We start from the raw sequence: 19,952 nt of genomic DNA on the forward strand, positions 1-19,952 counted from the left end.
TCTTGACTAAATTCGCCTGGAAACGATAAAATTTAAAAGGATGGCTACTTGTATCTGTTTGATTCATCAAACTAGCTGTCTTTTTTAATTGACTGAAATGATGACTAATGACAGGAAAAGCGCATGCTTTCTTTTCCTATTCCAAACTTATAAATGAAATGTTGGGTTGAAATTGAAGGTGAACTGGTTGGAACAACTACTAGGCAGCGAGTGGGAGCTATCTCCTGCTGGCGGAGCAACAGGCGATGCCTATTTTGCACAGCGAGAAGGACAAAAATTGTTCTTAAAACGAAATAGTTCTCCATTCTTGGCCGTTCTGTCTGCAGAAGGAATTGTTCCTAAGCTCGTATGGACAAAGAGACTGGAAAATGGCGATGTGATTACAGCACAGCACTGGCTCAGCGGCCGTGAGCTGAAGCCGAATGACATGAACGGGGAAAACGTAGCGGAACTGCTGCATAAGATCCATCATTCAAAAGAACTGCTTGATATGCTGAAGCGTCTTGGTAAGAAGCCTCTTACTCCATCCGTGATTTTAGAGGATTTAAAACAAACGGTTGAGTTTGAAAATTTCTATCTCCCTGAAGTGCTGCAGGCCCTTCACTATCTTGAAGAAAACCTGCCGTATGTGGACTGTGCCGAAAAAGTGGTCTGCCACTGCGATGTCAATCATAACAATTGGCTGCTCTCAAGCGAGAACCAGCTCTATCTGATCGACTGGGACGGCGCGCTGATAGCAGACCCGGCAATCGATATCGGCATGCTGCTGTACTGGTACATTGACGAAAAAGACTGGGACAGCTGGCTTTCTACTTACGGGCTTCAGCTTAACGATCAGCTTCGTGCCAGAATGTTCTGGTATGTGCTTGCGCAAACGATTACCTATACCCTTTGGTACCGTGCCAAGCACAACGAAAAAGAAACCAACGAATGGCACAGCTATCTCCGTCAAATGATTACAAAAATCAGCGCAGATTAAGAAAATGAATCAATGTCGCTGATCCACTGAGACAGCACATTTTGCTGAGACGTAATATATGAATTCAGTTCAGGGGAATTTTTTCCGTCCTGGCTGTACGAATAAATCGATTGCAGGACACCTTTTAAATCCTGATGCACATCAGCATGAACCATCAAAGATTTCACCACGCGCTCAAGCTGCTCGCATTCAGCAACCGTTCCGCAGCAGTCACTCTGGTGCTCTGACAGAATATCCTTTAACAACTCAACTTGATTCTCGTATTTAAGCGGCATAAAAAGCCTCCTTTGCAAATTCTTCTCTTAATTTGTGCAGGAGACGCTGTTTTCATTCCGCATGTATGCAGCCGGTTCCACGGGGAGCCGGCTGTTTTTTTGATTTTGTAGCTAAGAAGGTGGCGCCGCGGGGCCGATGGGAATGCGGGAAGTGGCGTTACTAAGCGTGGTGGTGCCATAAAGAGTCTGGTGAGAAAGTGAGAAGTGGCGTTACTGAGGGTAGTGGTGCCACAAAGAGGTTGTTGAGAAAGTGAAAAGTGGCGTTACTGGGCGTAGGGGTGCCACAAAGAGGTTGATGAGAAAGTGAGAAGTGGCGTTACTGGGCGTAGTGGTGCTACAAAGAGGTTGATGAGAAAGTGAGAAGTGGCGTTACTAAGCGGGGTGGTGCCACAAAGCGGGTGTTTAGAAAGTGAAAAGTGGCGTTACTAGGCGTAGTAGTGCCACAAAGAGGTTGTTGAGAAAGTGAGAAATGGCGTTACTGGGCGGAGTAGTGCCACAAAGAGTCTGGTGAGAAAATAAAAAGTGGCGTCACTGGGCGTAGTGGTGCCATTATGATCACTGCTGCTGCATAAAAAATGCCGGCACAATTGCACTGACCTTTTTCACAAATTCTGTTAATCAAACCACCAGATTTTCTTGCACCCAGGACCGTTTCGTGATACCCTTTTATCCGACATTACATGGACAGAGGTGTGCTTGATGCGACAGCGAAACAAGCCCTGGGCAAATGACTACATTGCCGGGCATTCACATATTGCAATACAGAATCCTAAAGAACATAGAGGAAAATGGAACAAGCTTTTTGGAAACGAAAATCCAATTCATATCGAAGTGGGTACAGGTAAAGGCCAGTTCGTAACAGGAATGGCAAAAGCAAACCCTGATATTAACTATATCGGGATTGAATTATCTGAGAGCGTCATTGTCGCAGCCCTTCAAAAAGCGGTTGAATCAGAGTGCAAAAACCTATTTCTCCTCAATGAAAACGCCGAAGACCTGACAGAGCTCTTTGCAGAAGGAGAAATTGACAGAGTCTACCTGAATTTTTCTGATCCTTGGCCAAAAACAAGGCATGCAAAGCGGAGACTGACCTACAAAACCTTCTTGAAAAGATACCAGGATATTCTGGTGGAAGAGGGCGAAATTCACTTTAAAACAGATAATCAGGGACTATTCGAATATTCGCTGCGAAGCTTTTCAGAATACGGCCTGCTGCTGACTTTTGTAAGCCTCGACCTTCACAGAAGTGAGTTCGAAGGCAACATTATGACTGAATACGAAGAAAAATTCTCAAATAAAGGCCAGCGGATCTACCGCTCGGAAGTAAAATTCAGAAAGTAGCCCAGGATACCAATCCCGGGCTCTTTTTTGGTATGATGGAGGAGGAGGGGATGTAAATGGAAAGGTTAACAATTGGGGAAACAACTTTAACTTGGCTTGACGGGGGAGTGACGTACCTTGACGGCGGTGCGATGTTTGGCGTCGTTCCAAAGCCGCTTTGGTCAAAAAAATATCCTGTCAACGAGCTTAATCAAATTGAATTGCGGACAGATCCTATTCTGGTCCAGAAGAACGGGGTAAATCTTCTGATCGATAGCGGAATTGGATCAGGCAGGCTGACAGATAAGCAGAAAAGAAATTTCGGTGTAACAGCTGAATCAAATGTTGAGGATTCGCTCAATGAGCTTGGGCTAAAACCTGAAGATATTGATTTTGTTCTGATGACGCATCTTCATTTTGATCATGTTTCCGGCCTCACAAAACGTGAGGGAGAGGAACTGGCATCTGTTTTTCCAAAGGCTAAAATTGTCACTTCTCTTACGGAATGGAATGAAATGAAAGAGCCGAATATACGGTCTGCGAATACATACTGGAAAGATAACTGGACGGCCATTGAACAGCAGGTAGAAGCCTTTGATGAGTCATCAGAGGTTGTGCCCGGCATCACGATGTTCCACACCGGAGGGCACAGCAACGGCCACAGCTTGATAAAAATTGAAGACGGCGGGGAAACGGTCCTTCATATGGCAGATCTGATGCCTACACATGCGCACAGCAATCCGCTTTGGGTCCTCGCTTATGATGATTATCCGATGACGTCGATTGAACAGAAGCAAAAATGGCTCGGACTTGCTGCTGATCAAAATACGTGGATCTCTTTTTATCATGATGCGTTTTACCGCGCAATCAAGTGGAACAGTCAGCGGGAGATAACAGAAAAGGTTGAGCGGGTTCGTCCGCTGTAAAAGAAAAGGCATGGGGTGCGCACCCCATGCCTTTTGTGTATTATGCAATTTGTTCAACATGCAGGATATTTCCGTTTGTAGCGTCTACAAATGCTTCGTACTGTTCAAGATCCGACCCTGCCATCCGTGTAACGCCGGCCTTGTAGATGCTGTAGGTTTCCCCTTGATTGATAAAGGATTCACGAACCGTATAAATCCATGAACCATTAATAGGGCCTTTCTCTTTAAACGCGTTCTTCACAGCCGTCAGTGCTTTTTCAGAAGAAATATAAGCCGGCTTCAATTGATCCCTGAAAAGATATGCAGCGGCCAGGCCAATCCCGATTCCTATCAGTACTTTTCTGCCATTCATCACAATCTCCTCCATCCTGTACACGATGATTTAAGTATACAGAAAATGCCTTCTGTTGTTAAGCAGGAGGGTGGAGAGAAATGATTATGGCTGGGCACAAACTCTGATTTGTGAACAAGGGAAAGTGTTCTTAACTGGGGTTAGCAGCACAAACGTTGGTTGGGTTACGAGGGAAAGTGTTCTTAACTTAGGTTAGCAGCACAAACTCTGATTTGTGAACAAGGGAAAGTGTTCTTAACTTGGGTTAGCAGCACAAACGTTGGTTGGATTACGATGGAAAGTGTTCTTAACCGGGGTTAGCAGCACAAACGTTGGCTGGTTTACGAGGGAAAGTGTTCTTAACTGGTGTTAGCAGCACAAACTCTGGCTGGTTTTCGATGGAAAGTGTTCTTAACTTAGGTTAGCAGCACAAACGTTGGTTGGATTACGATGGAAAGTGTTCTTAACTTGTGTTAACAACACAAACGTTGATTGGATTACGAGGGAAAGTGTTCTTAACTTGTGTTAACAACACAAACTCTGGTTGGTTTACGAGGGAAAGCGTTCTTAACTTGTGTTAACAACACAAACTCTGGTTGGTTTACGAGGGAAAGTGTTCTTAACCGGGGTTAGCAACATAAACTCTGGTTGGCGTTTAAGGGGAAGTGTTCTTAAACGGGCGATTCCGCTTTTCTTATTGTCCAGCTCCGCCTCCCAGCCCTTCCGTCAGAACAAAATCCCCCAAAAAGTCAAACCCGGACTTTTCGGGTGATTTCTTTTCTGCCTGTCAGGGCTAAACGGTCGGCTCCGCTTTTCGCATTGTCCAGCTCCATCGCCTAACTCCTAGGCCAGAACAAAATCGCCAAAAAAGTCAAAACCGGACTTTTCCGCCGATTTCTTATCTGACTCCCGGAGCTAACCAGGCGATTCCGCTTTTCTTTAGTAGCACGAACGATAAATCTTCTGTAAAATGGAAGTATACATATGTAAAGGGGATATGATGGATGAATCAAGAGACGTTAGAGCTTTTTAAGACATTGACGGAGCTCCCGGGTGCGCCGGGGAATGAGCATGCTGTACGAAAGTTTATGCGTTCTGAGCTCACCAAGTATTCAGATGAGATCATTCAGGACCGTCTCGGCAGTATTTTCGGGGTGAAGCGGGGCAGCGAGGAAGGTCCGAGGATTATGGTTGCGGGCCACATGGATGAAGTGGGTTTCATGGTGACGGGTGTTACGAAAAACGGCATGCTGCGTTTTCAGACGCTTGGAGGCTGGTGGAGCCAGGTGCTGCTTGCGCAGCGTGTTGAGGTCATGACGGATGCGGGACCTGTTCCGGGAGTGATCGGTTCCATTCCGCCACACTTGCTCAGCGAAGACCAGCGCAATAAACCGATGCAAATCAAGAATATGCTGATTGATATCGGTGCAGATTCTGATGAGGATGCGAAAGCACTTGGCATTAGACCGGGGCAGCAGATTCTTCCAATCTGTCCATTTACGCCGATGGCCAATCCGAAAAAAATTATGGCAAAGGCGTGGGATAACCGCTACGGCTGCGGTTTATCGATTGAACTTTTGAAAGAGCTGAAAGATGTTACCCTTCCGAATACGCTTTATTCCGGAGCGACTGTACAGGAAGAAGTTGGTTTAAGGGGTGCGCAGACAGCTGCGAACATGATTCGTCCGGATCTTTTCTTTGCGCTTGATGCGAGTCCTGCAAACGACATGAGCGGAGCAAAGCATGAATTCGGCCAGCTTGGTAAAGGTGCGCTTCTTCGCATTCTTGACCGGACGATGGTCACTCACAGAGGAATGCGCGAATTTGTTCTTGATACGGCCGAATCAAACAATATTCCGTATCAGTACTTTGTTTCTCAAGGCGGTACAGATGCAGGACGAGTGCATACATCAAATGACGGTGTGCCATCTGCAGTCGTGGGCATTTGCTCGCGCTACATTCATACGGCAGCGTCCATTGTGCACATTGATGATTACGCTGCGGCAAAGGAACTGATTGTGAAGCTTGTGAAAGCATGTGACCAGTCGACAGTGACTTCGATTAAACAAAACTCATAAAAAAAGGCGTTTCCGCCAGATTATTTTGCGCATTTTGCTTCGGTTTCCCGGAGCCATGCGCTTTTTTAAAGGAGATCAATCATGAAGGTTGCCATCGGGACACTGAATCCGGCAAAAGTGAATGCTGTAAAAGAGTGCCTGGACCAGCTAGGCTCTTTTACATTAAGCAGTACGAGTGTTTCATCAGGTGTTGCTGACCAGCCGTTTTCTGATGAAGAAACGATCCGCGGAGCTGTAAACAGGGCCCTGCGTGCAAGAGAAGAAGAAAATGCTGAAATTGGAATAGGTCTTGAAGGCGGAATGCTCGAGACTGACGAGGGCTTTTTCCTTTGTAATTGGGGAGCGCTGTCAGTGCAGGGAATCGAGCCGATCATAGCAGGCGGAGCAAGAATTCCCCTGCCTGAGGAAATCGGCAGAAAAGTGAAATCAGGTATTGAGCTGAAAATCGTGATGGACGAGTATGCCGGCAAGGAGAATGTCAGCCAAAAAGAAGGCGCCGTCGGCATTTTTACAGGCGGGCTTGTGACAAGGAAAGAGATGTTTAAGCATATTAGCCAGCTTTTAATAGGGCAATATCTTTATCAGACAGAAAGAAGCAGCGAATAAACGCTGCTTCTTTTGCTTGTCCGTACAGTCAACTATTTTCCTGCATTGCTAAAGGCAGATCCTCATACCCTCTTTTTCCGGACATAAAACAAAGCTGTCTTGCTAACTATAAAATGTAAGGGTTATTATAGGGAGGGAATTCTATTTTCCTAGTAATGAAGGAGGAGTTTTCGAGTATGAAAAAACGATTTACAGGGCTATTATTTATTTTATTTTTATTCCTTTTTGGCTGTACGATAAATGATGAAGAGATTCAGACTGCAGCAATAGATCAGACGAAAGCAGCTTTTGAAGCAAAACCGCCTGCAGCCAATGATAAAAGCGGCTCTATCAGCTATTATTTGCCTGAAGGCTATCAAGCAGAAGCTGGGAAAACAAATAATGTCATTTTTAATAAAGGAGACCAGCAGTACATTCTCTTTGTGAATGAAAATGAGAAAGAGACAAGCTCTTTTTTCTATGATACTCTTCTTGAGCAATACAAAGATCCACTTGTAAATGAAACGTTTGAGGACAAGGGCCGCTTTGGCTACATTCTGGTGGATAAACTGAAAGCGGACGACGAGTATGAAGTATCAGCAGGCATTGGCGGAGTGAAAATGACGACGCAGACTAAAAGCCGGGAAGTCGCAGATGCGGCAGAACAAATGATGAAAATAATTTCTTCTGTTTCATTTGAATGAAAAACAGGCCTCTTTCAGACAGGAAGAGGTCTTCTTTTTTACAGCCGGGAGTTTTCTGATAAGTCCCTACAGTGGCAACAGGGACCAGGGTTTGGTATGATTCGGGTGGATAGAATTAGTTCATGTTGGAGGGTTAATAATGGAAAAATTACAATCAATGCAGCAGTATAACGAAGTCATTCAGCAGGAGCGGGTCATTTTAATGTTTTCCGCTGACTGGTGCCCGGACTGCCGGTTTCTCGACCCGATTTTGCCAGAGCTGCAGGAAGAAAACAGCAGCTTTACGTTTTATTATGTAGACCGAGACGAATTTATTGATTTGTGTGCAGATCTTGGCGTTTTTGGTATTCCAAGCTTTGTTGCTTTTCATAAAGGCGCGGAAACAGGCCGTTATGTGAATAAAGACAGAAAAACGAAAGAACAGATTCAGGAATTCATTAATGGACTTTCCTGAGACAGAAGGGAAGATTCTGGGATGAAAATGACTTCAAGAAAAATGGCTGAAACGATTAAAGACCGTTTGAGCCATAAAACATGGTCCACCCGGTTTGACAGGGAAAAAGATCAGCTCCGTGTTGAAGATGATGAGACGAAAAAAGGACTGACGATTTCGCTTCCGGGTATTATTGCGAAATGGGAAGAGAAAAAAGATACGGCTGTTGATGAGCTTGTGTACTATATTGAAGAAGCACTTACCGTTATGAATCATGAACAGGAATTGACCGGCAAAGAAAAAGGGATCTTTCCGGTTATCAGATCCACATCTTTTCCTGAAGAGTCGTCAGACGGAGTCAAGCTGATTTTTGAAGAGCATACTGCGGAAACAAGAATCTATTATGCCCTTGATTTAGGAAAATCATATCGTCTGATTGATGAGAAGATGATGGAGCGTGAGAACTGGACGTTCAGCAAGCTGAAAGAGATGGCCAGATTTAATCTCAGGTCGCTTGATACGAGCGTAAAAGAAGATCATGTCGCAGGAAATGTTTTTTATTTTCTTAATGCAAACGACGGATATGATGCGAGCCGCCTGCTGAATGAATCAATTCTTGATTCGTTTCATAAGAAAGCGGAGGGAACAATGGCCGTCGCCGTTCCCCATCAGGATGTTCTGATCATAGCAGATGTGCGCAACGATACGGGCTACGATATTCTCGGGCAAATGGCGATGAGCTTTTTTGCTAGCGGCAGAGTGCCGATTACGGCTTTGTCCTTCTTGTATGAAAACCGCGAGCTTGAACCTGTTTTTATTCTTGCGAAGAACCGTGCAAAAAAGGAAGAACAGGACTAAATAGCCAAACTGGAAAATTTGTCCGCTGACTCCCATAAAAAAGCGGCTGATACCGTACCATTTATAAAAATGTGAAACGTCACTGGAGATTTTTTCTAGTGGCTTTTTCCGTTTGCGGGGAACAGAATTTCCCTGTCTCTCTCGAAAATGAAATGGTCATTTATCTGAAAAAGATGCGATTACCTGATACAATAGAGGGGTAAGAAAGAAGAAACATTTGAAAGAGTGGTATGCAATGAGTTGGTTTTCAAAAATGATCAATTATTTTACTGGTGAAACAGAAGAAGATAAGCAATTGGAAAAAAGATCAGCCGAAAGCAGGCAAGTACCTGAACAGCTTCCGCCTGTACATAATGCACCGGCTCAAATCAAGCAGCCGGCTGCCAATACGAAAAATGCAGATGCAAAAATCGCCTATCAGTACCCGAAAGGGAATTTTAAATTTCCGGTCATACCCGACCAGCAGAACAGCCGTACAGAACCAAGAAGAAGACCTGCTGCAAAACCGGAAAGGAAAGCTCCCGCTGCAGCAAAAAAGCCGGCAGGGCAAGCTTTGAAAAAAACAGACAGCAAGCCTGTTAAAAAAACGTTCAGTCCGACAGAAATTCCTTCTCCGATTTACGGATACAGATCAAGAGACAACCAGGGTCCGTTTAACAGCCGTGTCAGTCAGGACGGCGGACGGGAAGCGGGGACAACGATGTTCCAAAGCTACCAGCAGGAAGCGAAAGCTGCAGAGTCTGTCATTTCAAGGCTCCATCAGCAGAATCATGAAATGCTGAGAAAAGAAGCAGACCGGTTAAAGGCACATTCCGGGTCTATCCCTGAAGGAGACGCATCACAGGACCGCCCTGTCATTCCTGAGGTTTACAGAAAAAATGATGTGTCAGCTTTGCAAAAACACCAAAATCATAAACCTGAAACGTTTTCTTTCGGTTATCGCAAGGAAGAGGAAAAACAGGATCTGCGTCCTTCTGATCAAGTGAGTGAACAGCCCCAAAGCTTCAAAGAGTCAGCAGCTTCTCTGGCAATGGAAGAGTCAGAACATGAAACACAGTCTGATGTCATTCGTCCTGCAGATCGAGTGAATGAGCAGTCTTCAGCCTTTAAAGAAACAGCTCCTGCTCTATCAATGGAAGAAGAAGTGCCCGAACTGCATGAGCCATCCCAGTCAGGGCAGCCTGAAGAGCCCCATGAGACTGCAGCGTCACTTGAAACAATTCCTGCGCTGGAAACAGAACGGGCATCTGAACCAGAAGAAACAGCTGTACAAGAATTAGAATCTGTGCCAGAAATGACATCTCAACCAGAAGTAGCATATGAACAGGAAGTTTTTGATGAGCAAGAATTAGAAATTGAGCCAGAATTAGAATTTGAACCCGAATTAAATTCTGAACCAGAAGTAAAATCTGAACCGGAAGCAGGAGAACGCCGGCGCCCTGCCTCGCTTTTCCAGGATGTGCAGAATTTAAACGTCCATGAGGAAAACAGATCTTCGCAGAACCCGCAGCAGGAGGCTGACATAGATCCTTCCGAAGGAACTAAGCCTGAAGCGGGAGAAGTCAAGGAGCAAGCAAGCAGCGGGAACAGGAGGTCAACGGTTCCATTCAATGTGATGATGTTCGGGCGCGATAAGCAAAAAGCGCAAAGAAATCAGAGCGTGCCTGGAGGCTCTGCTTATGCGTTCCCGTCTCTCCAGCTTCTAAACATTCCGCCCAAGGAAGTTGTAGATGATACGGAATGGCTGAGAGAGCAGACACAGCTCCTGAATATGACACTTGAGAATTTCAACGTCAAAGCAAAAGTTGTTCACGTGACACAGGGACCGGCCGTAACACGTCTTGAGGTCCAGCCGGAGCCGGGTGTGAAAGTCAACAAAATTACGAATCTGACAGATGACATAAAGCTTAGTCTTTCTGCCAAGGATATCCGCATTGAAGCGCCGATACCAGGGAAGAACCGGATTGGCATTGAGGTGCCGAACAGACACAGCAAAATGGTTTACCTGAGAGAAATTCTGAGAAGTCCCGACTTCATAAACAGCCAGTCGCCGCTTACAGCAGCTCTTGGACTGGATATATCCGGACAGGCTGTTGTGACCGATTTGAAAAAGATGCCTCACGGGCTGATTGCTGGTGCAACCGGCTCAGGAAAAAGCGTCTGCATCAATACGATACTCGTGAGCCTGCTGTATAAAGCTTCACCGCATGAAGTGAAGCTGATGCTGATCGACCCAAAAATGGTGGAGCTTGCTCCGTATCAGAATGTTCCCCATTTAGTCAGCCCGGTCATCACAGATGTGAAAGCCGCCACGGGTGCGCTGAAATGGGCAGTAGAGGAAATGGAACGCAGATATGAACTGTTTGCCCATGCAGGAGCAAGGGATATTTCACGCTACAATGAGCTTGCAGCCAAGCACAATTCAGGTGAACATATGCCTTACTTGGTGATTGTGATTGATGAGCTGGCAGACTTAATGATGGCTGCGCCTGCCGATGTGGAAGAATCCATCTGCAGAATTGCCCAGAAAGCTAGAGCCTGCGGCATCCATCTGATCGTTGCTACTCAAAGGCCGTCCGTTGATGTTATTACGGGTCTGATCAAGTCAAATATTCCGACAAGAATTGCCTTCTCGGTTTCCTCCCAAGTAGACTCCCGCACGATTCTTGATGCAGCCGGAGCAGAAAAGCTGCTTGGCAAAGGGGATATGCTGTTCCTTGAAAACGGAACATCTAAGGCAGTCAGACTGCAGGGGAACTTTGTGTCGGATGAAGAAATTGAGCGGGTAGTGGGCCATGTCAGAAATCAAATGAAGCCGGTCTTTTTGTTCGAACAGGAAGAATTAATGAGAAAATCAAGCATTGAGAATGATGAGGATGAGCTGCTTTTAGAAGCATGTGAATACATTGTTGATCAGGGAGGAGCTTCCACCTCCAGTCTGCAGAGAAGATTCAGAATCGGCTATAACCGCGCCGCCAGATTAATGGATATGATGGAAAAGCAGGGCATTATTTCGGAGGCAAGGGGAAGCAAGCCCCGTGAAGTGCTGATTACAGAGCAGGATCTTGAAAGTATGCAGGAAAGAAGTGTTTACTGATTCATTTGAAAAGAAGATAATATTTTCAGGGTGAGAAGGTATTATCTTCCTCAATTGGGAAAACTGTTTCTATACAGTTTCCCTCTTTTTCTGCTGTGAAAAACAAATCCCTGAAATCAGGGCAAATTTTTTGAGGGAAAGCCATCAGGGGGCGCAGCGGCCGAATGAGAACGCGCCATTTTGATTAAGCACTTGCCAAGTTCAAGGATATCGTTTAAGATGCATTGGGCAGGAAAAAATACGATTTGTTTTCATCATTCTTAAAAGCGATGCAGAGAATCTGCAGAATGCAGAATGCTGCAGTCCTGCAATTAAAATACATAACCGCTATCTTATGCAGCCTCCGGTTGCACATTGGGTTAAGAATCATATAATGTCAAACAGATAGACGTTTGTTGGAGGTTCTATTTATGACTGTTTACCATTTTGTTGGAATAAAAGGGACTGGAATGAGCGCCCTGGCACAGATTCTTCATGACATGAACTATGAGGTTCAGGGATCTGACATTGAAAAGCCAATCTTTACACAAAAAGCATTAGAACAGCGCGGAATTAATATTTTTCCATTTTCAAAAGAGAATATCCATCAAGGACTGACGATTATAGCCGGAAATGCGTTTCCGGACACACACCCGGAAATCGAAGAAGCAAAAAACCTTGGTCTTGAGATCATCCGCTATCACATTTTCCTGGGTCAATTTATGGAGAAGTTTACAAGTGTAGGCGTAACGGGAGCACACGGCAAAACGTCTACAACCGGTTTGCTCGCTCATGTGATGCAGGGTGCAAAGCCTACTTCCTTCCTCATAGGAGACGGAACAGGCAGAGGAATGGAAGGAAGCGAATACTTTGTTTTTGAAGCGTGCGAGTACCGCAGGCATTTCCTTTCCTACTATCCTGATTACGCAATCATGACCAATATTGACTTTGATCATCCCGACTACTTCAGCAGCATTGATGACGTTTTTAAAGCGTTCCAGGAAATGGCCATGCAAGTGAAAAAAGGGATTATCGCATGCGGTGATGATGAGCACCTTCAGCATATCCAGGCTAATGTTCCTGTCGTGTACTACGGATTCAGCGAAGAAAACGACTTTCAGGCACGCAATGTCGTCAAATCAACGGATGGAACAAGCTTTGATGTGTTTGTCCGAAACACATTCTATGCTTCATTTAAAATTCCTACGTTCGGAGACCACAGTGTGCTGAATGCTCTTTCTGTCATTGCCATTTGCCACTATGAAGAAATCGATGCAGAGGTCATTCAGGCGCAGCTTCAAACATTTGAAGGCGTAAAGCGCCGGTTCAACGAGAAAAAAATCGGCAATCAGGTTCTGATTGATGACTATGCTCATCATCCGACTGAAATCACTGCAACGATTGATGCAGCCAGACAAAAATATCCGGACCGTGAAATCGTGGCTGTTTTCCAGCCGCATACATTTACCCGCACACAGTCGTTTCTTGATGAATTTGCAGACAGCCTGAAGAAAGCGGATATGGTTTACCTCTGCGATATTTTCGGCTCTGCCCGGGAAAACATCGGAAAGCTGTCGATTCAGGATCTATTGAATAAAATTGATTCAGCAGCCCTGATTGATGAAGAAGAAACTGGCGTCCTTAAAAAGCACGAAGGCGGCGTTCTCGTGTTCATGGGAGCAGGAGACATTCAGAAATATCAGCGTGCCTACGAAAATGAATTAGGTTAAAAAAAGCATGAGCCACGGCTCATGCTTTTTTGTGTGTTTAATGAAATTTTAATGAATAAAAGGGTGTGCACGAAATAATAAAGTTATCCTCGTCCAGCTCCAGCGCCTAGATCCTCTGTCAGAACAAATCCGTCAAAAAAGTCAAACCCGGACTTTTTTGACGGATTCTTATCTGACTATCGGATCTGACCAAGGCGCTTGCGCTTTTGTTATTTACTTCAGATTTTCAGGGTTCAGCCCTTTTAGCTCATCAATCACAAAGACGCCGTCTTTTCTGATGAGGACACCGTCAAAGTACATTTCTCCGCCGCCGTATTCAGGGCGCTGGATGTTGACCATGTCCCAGTGGATATTGGAGTGGTTGCCGTTAAATGCATCATCATAGCATTGTCCCGGAGTAAAGTGGAAGCTGCCGTCAATCTTTTCATCAAACAGAATATCCTGCATCGGATGCTGGATGTACGGGTTGACGCCAATGGCGAACTCGCCGATATATCTTGCTCCTTCATCTGTGTCAAAAATACTGTTGATGCGTTCTGTGTCGTTTGATTCGGCTTCAACAATTTTGCCGTCTTTAAACGTTAGTTTTACATTTTCAAACGTGAAGCCGTTGTATGGTGAAGGAGTGTTATACGTAATGGTTCCATTGACAGAATCACGGACCGGCGCCGTATAAACCTCTCCGTCCGGAATGTTCATTTCTCCTGCACATTTAACAGCAGGTATGTCTTTTATGGAAAAAACGAGATCAGTTCCGGGACCTGTAATTCTCACTTCATCCGTTCGGTTCATCAGATGGACGAGCGAATCCATTGCCTGATCCATTTTGCCGTAGTCGAGATTGCAGACATCAAAGTAGAAGTCTTCAAATGCTTCCGTGCTCATTTTCGCAAGCTGGGCCATAGAAGCGTTAGGATAGCGGAGGACAACCCATCTTGTTTTCGGGACGCGGATATCACGGTGAACCTTTTTGCCGACAGTCCGGCTCTGCAGCTTCATCTGAGCATCAGGCACATCTGCATGCTCATTAATGTTGTCACCTGAACGAAGCCCGATATAAGCATCCATTTTGCTCATCACATTTGCTTCAAAATCGGCCATCATGCTGTATTGTTCTTCCTGTCCTCCCATGAGAAGGGCACGGTCCACCTGCTGATCCTTGAGGGATACAAACGGATATCCTCCTGCAGCGTAGGCTTCTTGAACAAGAGCCGTAACGAGCTCTCTTTGCAGACCGAAATTTTCAATAAGTACTTTCTCGCCTTTTTTCAGTTTAACTGAATAATTGATCAGGTTTTTGGCGAGTGTTTGAATGCGGGGATCTTTCATTTTTCTTCCTCCTATGTAAACAAATAACCGGCACAGCCTTTATTGTAACCGATGTTTTAAAAAAGAGTTAAAATTTTTAGTGAAAATTGAAAAACTCGGTCATAATAGGAGAGGAATCCGGTGTGTTTTGTAGAATACTAGGTGTATGAAAAATTCATGTTTATGATTTGTTTCTTAAGGGAAACAGTTACTATCGCTTATTTGGAGGTGCTGAAGTTGGAAATTATTTTATACTTAGCTGTTGCACTCATTGCAATTGCATTCACAGTTCTTGTCGTGTTCCTGTCGAAAACGCTGAAGGCGCTGTCGGCTACTTTGAACAATGTAGCAGGCACACTGGAAGGCCTTGAAAAGCAGGTGCAGGGTATTACCCTTGAAACGACTCAATTGCTGCATAAGACCAATGCTTTGGCAGAAGACATTCAGGAGAAATCCGAAAAACTGAATACAGTTGTATCCGCTGTTCAGGGTGTCGGATCATCCCTGCAGAACTTCAATGATTCTGTTCAAAAGGTAGCCGTTTCTGTCGGCACAAACCTTGAGAAAAACCAGGATAAAATCAATCAGGTCGTCCAGTGGAGCAACGTCGCCATGGATGTCTGGAACAAATGGAAGCTCAAAAAAGAAGTTCGAGAACAGCAGAAGTACCCGACTATATGAACCCGTTTCAAAAATATAGAAGAATCACAATAGGGAGGAATTTATCATGAGCAAAGATGGAATCAACAGTAAAGATTTTTTGATCGGAACACTTGTTGGAGGGATTGTGGGTGCAACAACCGCCCTTTTCCTTGCGCCAAAATCAGGTAAAGAACTTCGTGATAATATTGGAGAACAGGCTGTCATTGTAAAAGAAAAAACAGGTAAAATCACAAACGACGCCCTTGAAAAAGGCAACGAGTTTGCTGCGATTGCAAAAGAAAAATCAGCCACCCTTTCACAGGCTGTGACTGACCAGTCTTCACAGATCATGAGCAAAGTGCGTGATCTAAAAGCATCCAAACAGCAAAACGACGAGCAGACAGAAGACGAAATCAGACTTGCTCCTGAAGCATCCGATGAGCCTCAGCTGAATGCGGAAGTACAATCGCCGGTAAGCCCGGCAGCGGCTCCAACTGCCGGAACAACGCCACATTCAGAAGAGCTTAAAAAACAAGTGAACAAAGAGATTGAGGAAGCGAAAAAAGAAGAAATCAATAAGTAAGCTTCCTGAAATAGAAAAAACAATCGGCAGCTTAAAGCCGATTGTTTTTATTTTGTCATTTATTCGTATAAAATGTAGGTAAAACCAGTGGAGGCCTAAAATCATGCCAAAAGTAAAAATTGATACAGTAGAAGACTTCCAGAAAATCACCGAGCAGGAAGGTGTATTCCTGTTTTTTAAAAACAGCTTGACGTGCCCGATTGCCCAGGCCGCCTTTTCTGAGTTCTCCGCGTTTACAGAAGGGAACGATTCCATTCCCGCCTATTACTTGAATGTGCAGGAAGCAAGACCACTTTCCAACTATATTGCCGAAACATACGGAATCAGGCACGAATCGCCACAGGCTCTTCTGTTCAAGGACAAGCAGGTTGTCTGGAACGAATCACACTGGAAAATCACAGCAGACTCTCTCAAGCAGGCTGCAGGAAACTAACATAAGAAAAGCAAGAAAAGCGGAGCCGAAAGTCGGCTCCGCTTTTCTAATTGTCCAGCTCCACCTCCTAGCTCCTCCGTCAGAACAAAATCCCCCAAAAAGTCAAGACCGGACTTTTCGGGTGATTTCTTTTCTGCCTGTCAGGGCTAAACGGGAGGCTCCACTTTTCTTACATCCACCTAATACTCAACCGATCCCCCGGAGAGAGCTCTTCATGGAAACTTGTTTCCTGTTCATTTTTCAGCAGGAGGAAGCGCTTGTTCGTCTGAGCGGGGAATGTGACGTCCACAGCTTTGAACACGTCCTGGAAGATGAAGGAGCCTGCCTGCTGTTTTTGAATTTTTAAGTCATCGCCGCTTCGTATTTCATCTGATAAGGACAGCAGGTTTCCTCCTCTGTATACGTGGAGGAGCATTTTCTTAATGACAGTCGGCTCTTGATTATAGAAAATGGTGATGGATTCATAGGCATCCATTTCAAGAGCAGAAAGCACCTGGCCCAGAGTTGGCCTTTTTTTGCGGACGGCAGCTATCTGATCCCATTCTTTGAACGAGGAATCCGGGTGTGCTTTTTCATGGTTTATCGTGATCTTTCCTGAAAATGCGTCCAGATGGACTAATCGTCCGTCAACAGACAGGCAGAAGGGCGTGCATCTTGACGCGTCCTGGAAAAGGTCCATGACTTTGTCCGGGAAGGTATAAGTAATCACATCCCTGTCAGCGACCGGGTCATTGGGGTCAGCCGGTGTTCCATTTTTTAAGAGCTTCGCCTGCACTGCGACTTGCTCGCCGTTTAAAATGATTTTCTTCTCCGGTACAACATCAATCAAATCTGAAATGACGACAGGGAGGGAGTGGCCGTCCTTCCCTTTTTGAATCGTTATTTCATCCCCGTTCTGAAGTTCTTCATCTACTGAACAGCGCCTGCCGTTTTTGCAGATGACCGGTGCTTCGCCGTAGGTGCCGGGAACGGTCACAGAGCGGCCGTTGATCGAAACAAAATAGGCAAGTCCGGGTTTGCCGTAGTAGCCTGACAGCTGAATGCCGGTTGACAGCAGGCTGTCAGAGACGGTCCGCTTTTTCATCTGAAGAAGTCTCACTTTCTGTCCATTGACACTGACACTCACATAATGAATCGGATTGATGCTTGAAGTAATCGCGATGCCGATCGGTGTCACAAGCTCCGGTCCTTTTCCTAAGCTCTCTGAAAGATGAAGCTGCTGAATCGCTTCGATCCCTCTAATGGCAATGCGGTCTTCAGGCAGCGACAATTGCTCTGCAAGCAGGGACGGCAGTCCCGGAGTTAAGCTGCCTCCCCCGATCAGCATGACAGCTTTTGGAGGCTTTCCGCTGTTGAGCGAGAGGATTTCTTCTTTGATTAATTTCGCAAGACGGGAAGCGGCGGGCTGTATGGAAGCAGCCGCTGCCTCTTTTGATACGCTTTTCTCATAGCCGAGGATATCCTTAAAACGGATGATCTGTGATGTATTAAGTTCTCTTTTCACACGTTCTGCTTCATGAAAATCAAGCAAGTATTCGTCTGAAACAGCTTCTGTAATCGCATCTCCTGCTGAGGGCACCATTCCGTATGCAGTAACCGTGCCTTCACTTGTTATGGCAATGTCAGATGTGCCTGCCCCAATATCAACCAGAGCCACGTTGAGCCTTCTCATAGATGCCGGTATCAGCACATTAATTGCAGCGATCGGTTCCAGCGTCATGGCAAGCATTTCTAAATTTGCTCTTTTTAAAGCGGCCAGGAGAGACTCTGTTACAACCTTAGGCAGAAAGGTAGCAATTATTTCGGCAGATGCGGTGTGACCCTGCTGGTCGAGCAGGCTGCCAATCTCCTGCTGATCAAGCTTATAGGAAATAACAGAGTAGCCCACGCAGTCATAGCCTGCCATGCCGGTTTCTTTCAGGGCGATTTCCTGCTGGGCAAGCTGAACGGCCATTAATTCCAGCTGGGAGACTGCCTCAGCTTCCAGAATCGGTTTTCCTGTTATATCAATGGATGCTTCTGCACGAAGGGTTTTAAGCGCTCTTCCTGCTGCGGCAACGCAGACTTTCGTCAGAGGTCCATGTTTTTTTTCAAGCTTTTCTTTCACGGACACAATGACTCTGGCCACAGCTTGAATATCGTGGATTTGTCCGTCGAGCATTGAGCGCTCATTATGTTCTTCCATGACGGCATCAATGACTTCAAACACGCCGCTGCGCCGAGAGAGAAGCAGTCCCACGACTGAACGCGTGCCGATATCGAGTGCGAATGTATGGTCAGCTGCTTTCATGAACAGCACCTCTTTCATTTATTCTTATCTAGTTTATCGGCTGATTTCGAAAAAACATCAGCCGTGCGTCATACAGACTCCTGAAAAAGACAGCAAAAACAATCGTCCAAACGCTTTATTGCTTAAAAGCGTTTAAATGTTAAAGAAAAATGCGTGACAACAGGATTGTTTTTGTATATAATTATCACTAATTACAAAAGAAAATGATTACTATTTTCTTTTCAGTGCATAATGCATCTGCTTTGAATACGGCCAGATGCTTGAATAAGATGCATGTACAAGCCGGTTTGCCGGTTTCTATAAAAACGGGAAAGGATGAGTCAGATGAGTAACGCCGAGTTAGAAGCATTGCGAGAGAGAGCAGAAGAGATTAATCTGCAGATTTTACAGCTGATTAATGAGCGAGGAAAGTTAGTACAGGATATTGGTAAAGCCAAGGAAGCGCAGGGCGTTAATCGATATGATCCTGTCCGTGAACGAAGAATGCTTAATAAACTGAAAGAAAACAATGACGGGCCTTTCGAGGATTCCACCATTCAGCATATATTCAAAGAAATCTTTAAAGCGAGTCTTGAGCTTCAGGAAGACGACCACCGCAAAGCCCTTCTTGTTTCACGCAAAAAGAAACCTGAAGATACGATTGTGGATGTAAAAGGAGTTAAAATCGGAGACGGCAGCCAGGTGCTGATTGCCGGTCCATGCGCAGTTGAAAGCTATGAGCAGGTTGCTGCTGTTGCAGAAGAAGCCAAAAAACAGGGTGTACGCCTGCTTCGCGGCGGTGCCTTCAAACCCCGCACAAGTCCTTACGATTTCCAGGGTCTTGGTGTAGAAGGCCTGAAAATACTGAAACGCGTTGCCGATGAGTACGATATGGCTGTCATCAGTGAAATCGTCAACCCGGCAGATATCGAGATCGCGATTCAATACATTGATGTCATTCAGATCGGTGCACGCAACATGCAGAACTTTGAGCTGCTGAAAGCTGCCGGCGCCGTTAATAAGCCTGTGCTCCTGAAGCGCGGTCTTGCGGCAACCCTTGATGAATTTGTAAATGCTGCCGAGTACATCATTTCACAGGGAAATGATCAGATCATCCTGTGTGAACGCGGCATCAGAACGTACGAAACAGCAACACGCAACACGCTTGATATTTCAGCGGTTCCTATTTTAAAACAGGAAACGCACTTGCCGGTACTTGTGGATGTGACGCATTCAACAGGACGCCGCGATTTGCTTATTCCATGTGCAAAAGCTGCACTTGCAATCGGAGCAGACGGCGTAATGGCAGAGGTTCATCCGGACCCGGCGGTTGCACTGTCAGATTCGGCCCAGCAGATGGATTTCGATCAGTTTGCTGATTTCATGAATGAAATTAAACCTTTAATTAAAGTTAAAGCATAA

Annotated in this window: 18 protein-coding genes; 14 read left to right on the top strand and 4 right to left on the bottom strand. The window is 45.4% G+C overall.

Features of this window, described 5'->3' with window-relative positions; genetic code table 11:
* Positions 1–166 precede the first annotated feature (166 nt).
* Positions 167–979, top strand: coding sequence for a phosphotransferase family protein (locus tag MHB63_13810; GenBank protein ID MEK3807592.1), 813 nt, complete (start codon positions 167–169; stop codon positions 977–979).
* Here MHB63_13810 and MHB63_13815 read toward each other — a convergent pair.
* Positions 976–1,254 (bottom strand): YtzH-like family protein, encoded by a 279-nt coding sequence (locus tag MHB63_13815; GenBank protein ID MEK3807593.1) that lies wholly within the window; start codon positions 1,252–1,254, stop codon positions 976–978. The genes MHB63_13810 and MHB63_13815 overlap by 4 nt on opposite strands.
* A 699-nt stretch (positions 1,255–1,953) precedes the next feature.
* Between MHB63_13815 and trmB the strand changes: the two genes are divergently transcribed.
* Complete coding sequence (gene trmB / locus MHB63_13820) at positions 1,954–2,595, top strand: tRNA (guanosine(46)-N7)-methyltransferase TrmB (GenBank protein MEK3807594.1); 642 nt, start codon at positions 1,954–1,956, stop codon at positions 2,593–2,595.
* Positions 2,596–2,651: 56 nt separating this feature from the next.
* Entirely contained in the window at positions 2,652–3,500 is an 849-nt protein-coding gene (locus MHB63_13825) for an MBL fold metallo-hydrolase (GenBank protein MEK3807595.1), read from the top strand.
* A gap of 40 nt (positions 3,501–3,540) precedes the next feature.
* On the opposite strand, the gene MHB63_13830 is transcribed toward MHB63_13825, so the two are convergent.
* Positions 3,541–3,852: a PepSY domain-containing protein gene (locus MHB63_13830; protein MEK3807596.1), complete on the bottom strand. Its 312-nt coding sequence runs from the start codon at positions 3,850–3,852 to the stop codon at positions 3,541–3,543.
* A 983-nt stretch (positions 3,853–4,835) separates the two neighbouring features.
* Here MHB63_13830 and MHB63_13835 point away from each other — a divergent pair.
* The 7 genes from MHB63_13835 to murC all read left to right on the top strand — a co-directional run bounded on the left by MHB63_13835 (position 4,836) and on the right by murC (position 13,295).
* On the top strand, positions 4,836–5,909 hold the full coding sequence (locus MHB63_13835; protein MEK3807597.1) for a M42 family metallopeptidase: 1,074 nt from the start codon (positions 4,836–4,838) through the stop codon (positions 5,907–5,909).
* Positions 5,910–5,990: 81 nt separating this feature from the next.
* Positions 5,991–6,515, top strand: coding sequence for a DUF84 family protein (locus MHB63_13840; protein MEK3807598.1), 525 nt, complete (start codon positions 5,991–5,993; stop codon positions 6,513–6,515).
* 176 nt (positions 6,516–6,691) lie between these two features.
* Entirely contained in the window at positions 6,692–7,198 is a 507-nt protein-coding gene (locus tag MHB63_13845) for a hypothetical protein (GenBank protein ID MEK3807599.1), read from the top strand.
* A gap of 139 nt (positions 7,199–7,337) precedes the next feature.
* Positions 7,338–7,652: a thioredoxin family protein gene (locus tag MHB63_13850; protein ID MEK3807600.1), complete on the top strand. Its 315-nt coding sequence runs from the start codon at positions 7,338–7,340 to the stop codon at positions 7,650–7,652.
* Positions 7,653–7,673: 21 nt separating this feature from the next.
* A complete protein-coding gene (locus tag MHB63_13855) occupies positions 7,674–8,489 on the top strand; it encodes a DUF1444 domain-containing protein (protein ID MEK3807601.1) in 816 nt (271 codons plus the stop codon).
* 235 nt (positions 8,490–8,724) lie between these two features.
* The gene (locus MHB63_13860; GenBank protein MEK3807602.1) at positions 8,725–11,586 is read left to right on the top strand and encodes a DNA translocase FtsK; all 2,862 of its coding nucleotides are present in this window, start codon (positions 8,725–8,727) and stop codon (positions 11,584–11,586) included.
* 410 nt (positions 11,587–11,996) lie between these two features.
* Positions 11,997–13,295 (top strand): UDP-N-acetylmuramate--L-alanine ligase, encoded by a 1,299-nt coding sequence (gene murC, locus MHB63_13865; protein ID MEK3807603.1) that lies wholly within the window; start codon positions 11,997–11,999, stop codon positions 13,293–13,295.
* A gap of 213 nt (positions 13,296–13,508) precedes the next feature.
* Here murC and MHB63_13870 read toward each other — a convergent pair whose 3' ends face one another.
* Positions 13,509–14,624, bottom strand: coding sequence for an aminopeptidase (locus MHB63_13870; GenBank protein MEK3807604.1), 1,116 nt, complete (start codon positions 14,622–14,624; stop codon positions 13,509–13,511).
* A 216-nt stretch (positions 14,625–14,840) separates the two neighbouring features.
* On the opposite strand from MHB63_13870, the gene MHB63_13875 reads away from it, so the two are divergent.
* The 3 genes from MHB63_13875 to ytxJ all read left to right on the top strand — a co-directional run bounded on the left by MHB63_13875 (position 14,841) and on the right by ytxJ (position 16,261).
* Entirely contained in the window at positions 14,841–15,284 is a 444-nt protein-coding gene (locus MHB63_13875; protein MEK3807605.1) for a DUF948 domain-containing protein, read from the top strand.
* Positions 15,285–15,330: 46 nt separating this feature from the next.
* Positions 15,331–15,828, top strand: a complete 498-nt coding sequence (locus MHB63_13880) for a YtxH domain-containing protein (protein ID MEK3807606.1) — start codon at positions 15,331–15,333, stop codon at positions 15,826–15,828.
* A 103-nt stretch (positions 15,829–15,931) separates the two neighbouring features.
* The gene (ytxJ, locus tag MHB63_13885) at positions 15,932–16,261 is read left to right on the top strand and encodes a bacillithiol system redox-active protein YtxJ (GenBank protein MEK3807607.1); all 330 of its coding nucleotides are present in this window, start codon (positions 15,932–15,934) and stop codon (positions 16,259–16,261) included.
* A gap of 169 nt (positions 16,262–16,430) precedes the next feature.
* Here ytxJ and MHB63_13890 read toward each other — a convergent pair whose 3' ends face one another.
* Positions 16,431–18,551, bottom strand: a complete 2,121-nt coding sequence (locus tag MHB63_13890) for a cell division FtsA domain-containing protein (protein MEK3807608.1) — start codon at positions 18,549–18,551, stop codon at positions 16,431–16,433.
* 324 nt (positions 18,552–18,875) lie between these two features.
* Here MHB63_13890 and MHB63_13895 point away from each other — a divergent pair, with 324 nt between their 5' ends.
* Complete coding sequence (locus tag MHB63_13895) at positions 18,876–19,952, top strand: bifunctional 3-deoxy-7-phosphoheptulonate synthase/chorismate mutase (protein ID MEK3807609.1); 1,077 nt, start codon at positions 18,876–18,878, stop codon at positions 19,950–19,952.

The organism is Bacillus sp. FSL H8-0547 (assembly GCA_038002745.1).
In the GTDB taxonomy this organism is placed as follows: domain Bacteria; phylum Bacillota; class Bacilli; order Bacillales; family Bacillaceae; genus Bacillus_P.

Bases quoted from the DNA above. Each gene is read 5' to 3' on its own strand.
- MHB63_13815 (MEK3807593.1), bottom strand. From the start codon at position 1,254: ATGCCGCTTAAATACGAGAATCAAGTTGAGTTGTTAAAGGATATTCTG.
- trmB (MEK3807594.1), top strand. From the start codon at position 1,954: ATGCGACAGCGAAACAAGCCCTGGGCAAATGACTACATTGCCGGGCAT.
- MHB63_13825 (MEK3807595.1), top strand. From the start codon at position 2,652: ATGGAAAGGTTAACAATTGGGGAAACAACTTTAACTTGGCTTGACGGG.
- MHB63_13830 (MEK3807596.1), bottom strand. From the start codon at position 3,852: ATGAATGGCAGAAAAGTACTGATAGGAATCGGGATTGGCCTGGCCGCT.
- MHB63_13835 (MEK3807597.1), top strand. From the start codon at position 4,836: ATGAATCAAGAGACGTTAGAGCTTTTTAAGACATTGACGGAGCTCCCG.
- MHB63_13840 (MEK3807598.1), top strand. From the start codon at position 5,991: ATGAAGGTTGCCATCGGGACACTGAATCCGGCAAAAGTGAATGCTGTA.
- MHB63_13845 (MEK3807599.1), top strand. From the start codon at position 6,692: ATGAAAAAACGATTTACAGGGCTATTATTTATTTTATTTTTATTCCTT.
- MHB63_13850 (MEK3807600.1), top strand. From the start codon at position 7,338: ATGGAAAAATTACAATCAATGCAGCAGTATAACGAAGTCATTCAGCAG.
- MHB63_13855 (MEK3807601.1), top strand. From the start codon at position 7,674: ATGAAAATGACTTCAAGAAAAATGGCTGAAACGATTAAAGACCGTTTG.
- MHB63_13860 (MEK3807602.1), top strand. From the start codon at position 8,725: ATGAGTTGGTTTTCAAAAATGATCAATTATTTTACTGGTGAAACAGAA.
- murC (MEK3807603.1), top strand. From the start codon at position 11,997: ATGACTGTTTACCATTTTGTTGGAATAAAAGGGACTGGAATGAGCGCC.
- MHB63_13870 (MEK3807604.1), bottom strand. From the start codon at position 14,624: ATGAAAGATCCCCGCATTCAAACACTCGCCAAAAACCTGATCAATTAT.
- MHB63_13880 (MEK3807606.1), top strand. From the start codon at position 15,331: ATGAGCAAAGATGGAATCAACAGTAAAGATTTTTTGATCGGAACACTT.
- ytxJ (MEK3807607.1), top strand. From the start codon at position 15,932: ATGCCAAAAGTAAAAATTGATACAGTAGAAGACTTCCAGAAAATCACC.
- MHB63_13890 (MEK3807608.1), bottom strand. From the start codon at position 18,551: ATGAAAGCAGCTGACCATACATTCGCACTCGATATCGGCACGCGTTCA.
- MHB63_13895 (MEK3807609.1), top strand. From the start codon at position 18,876: ATGAGTAACGCCGAGTTAGAAGCATTGCGAGAGAGAGCAGAAGAGATT.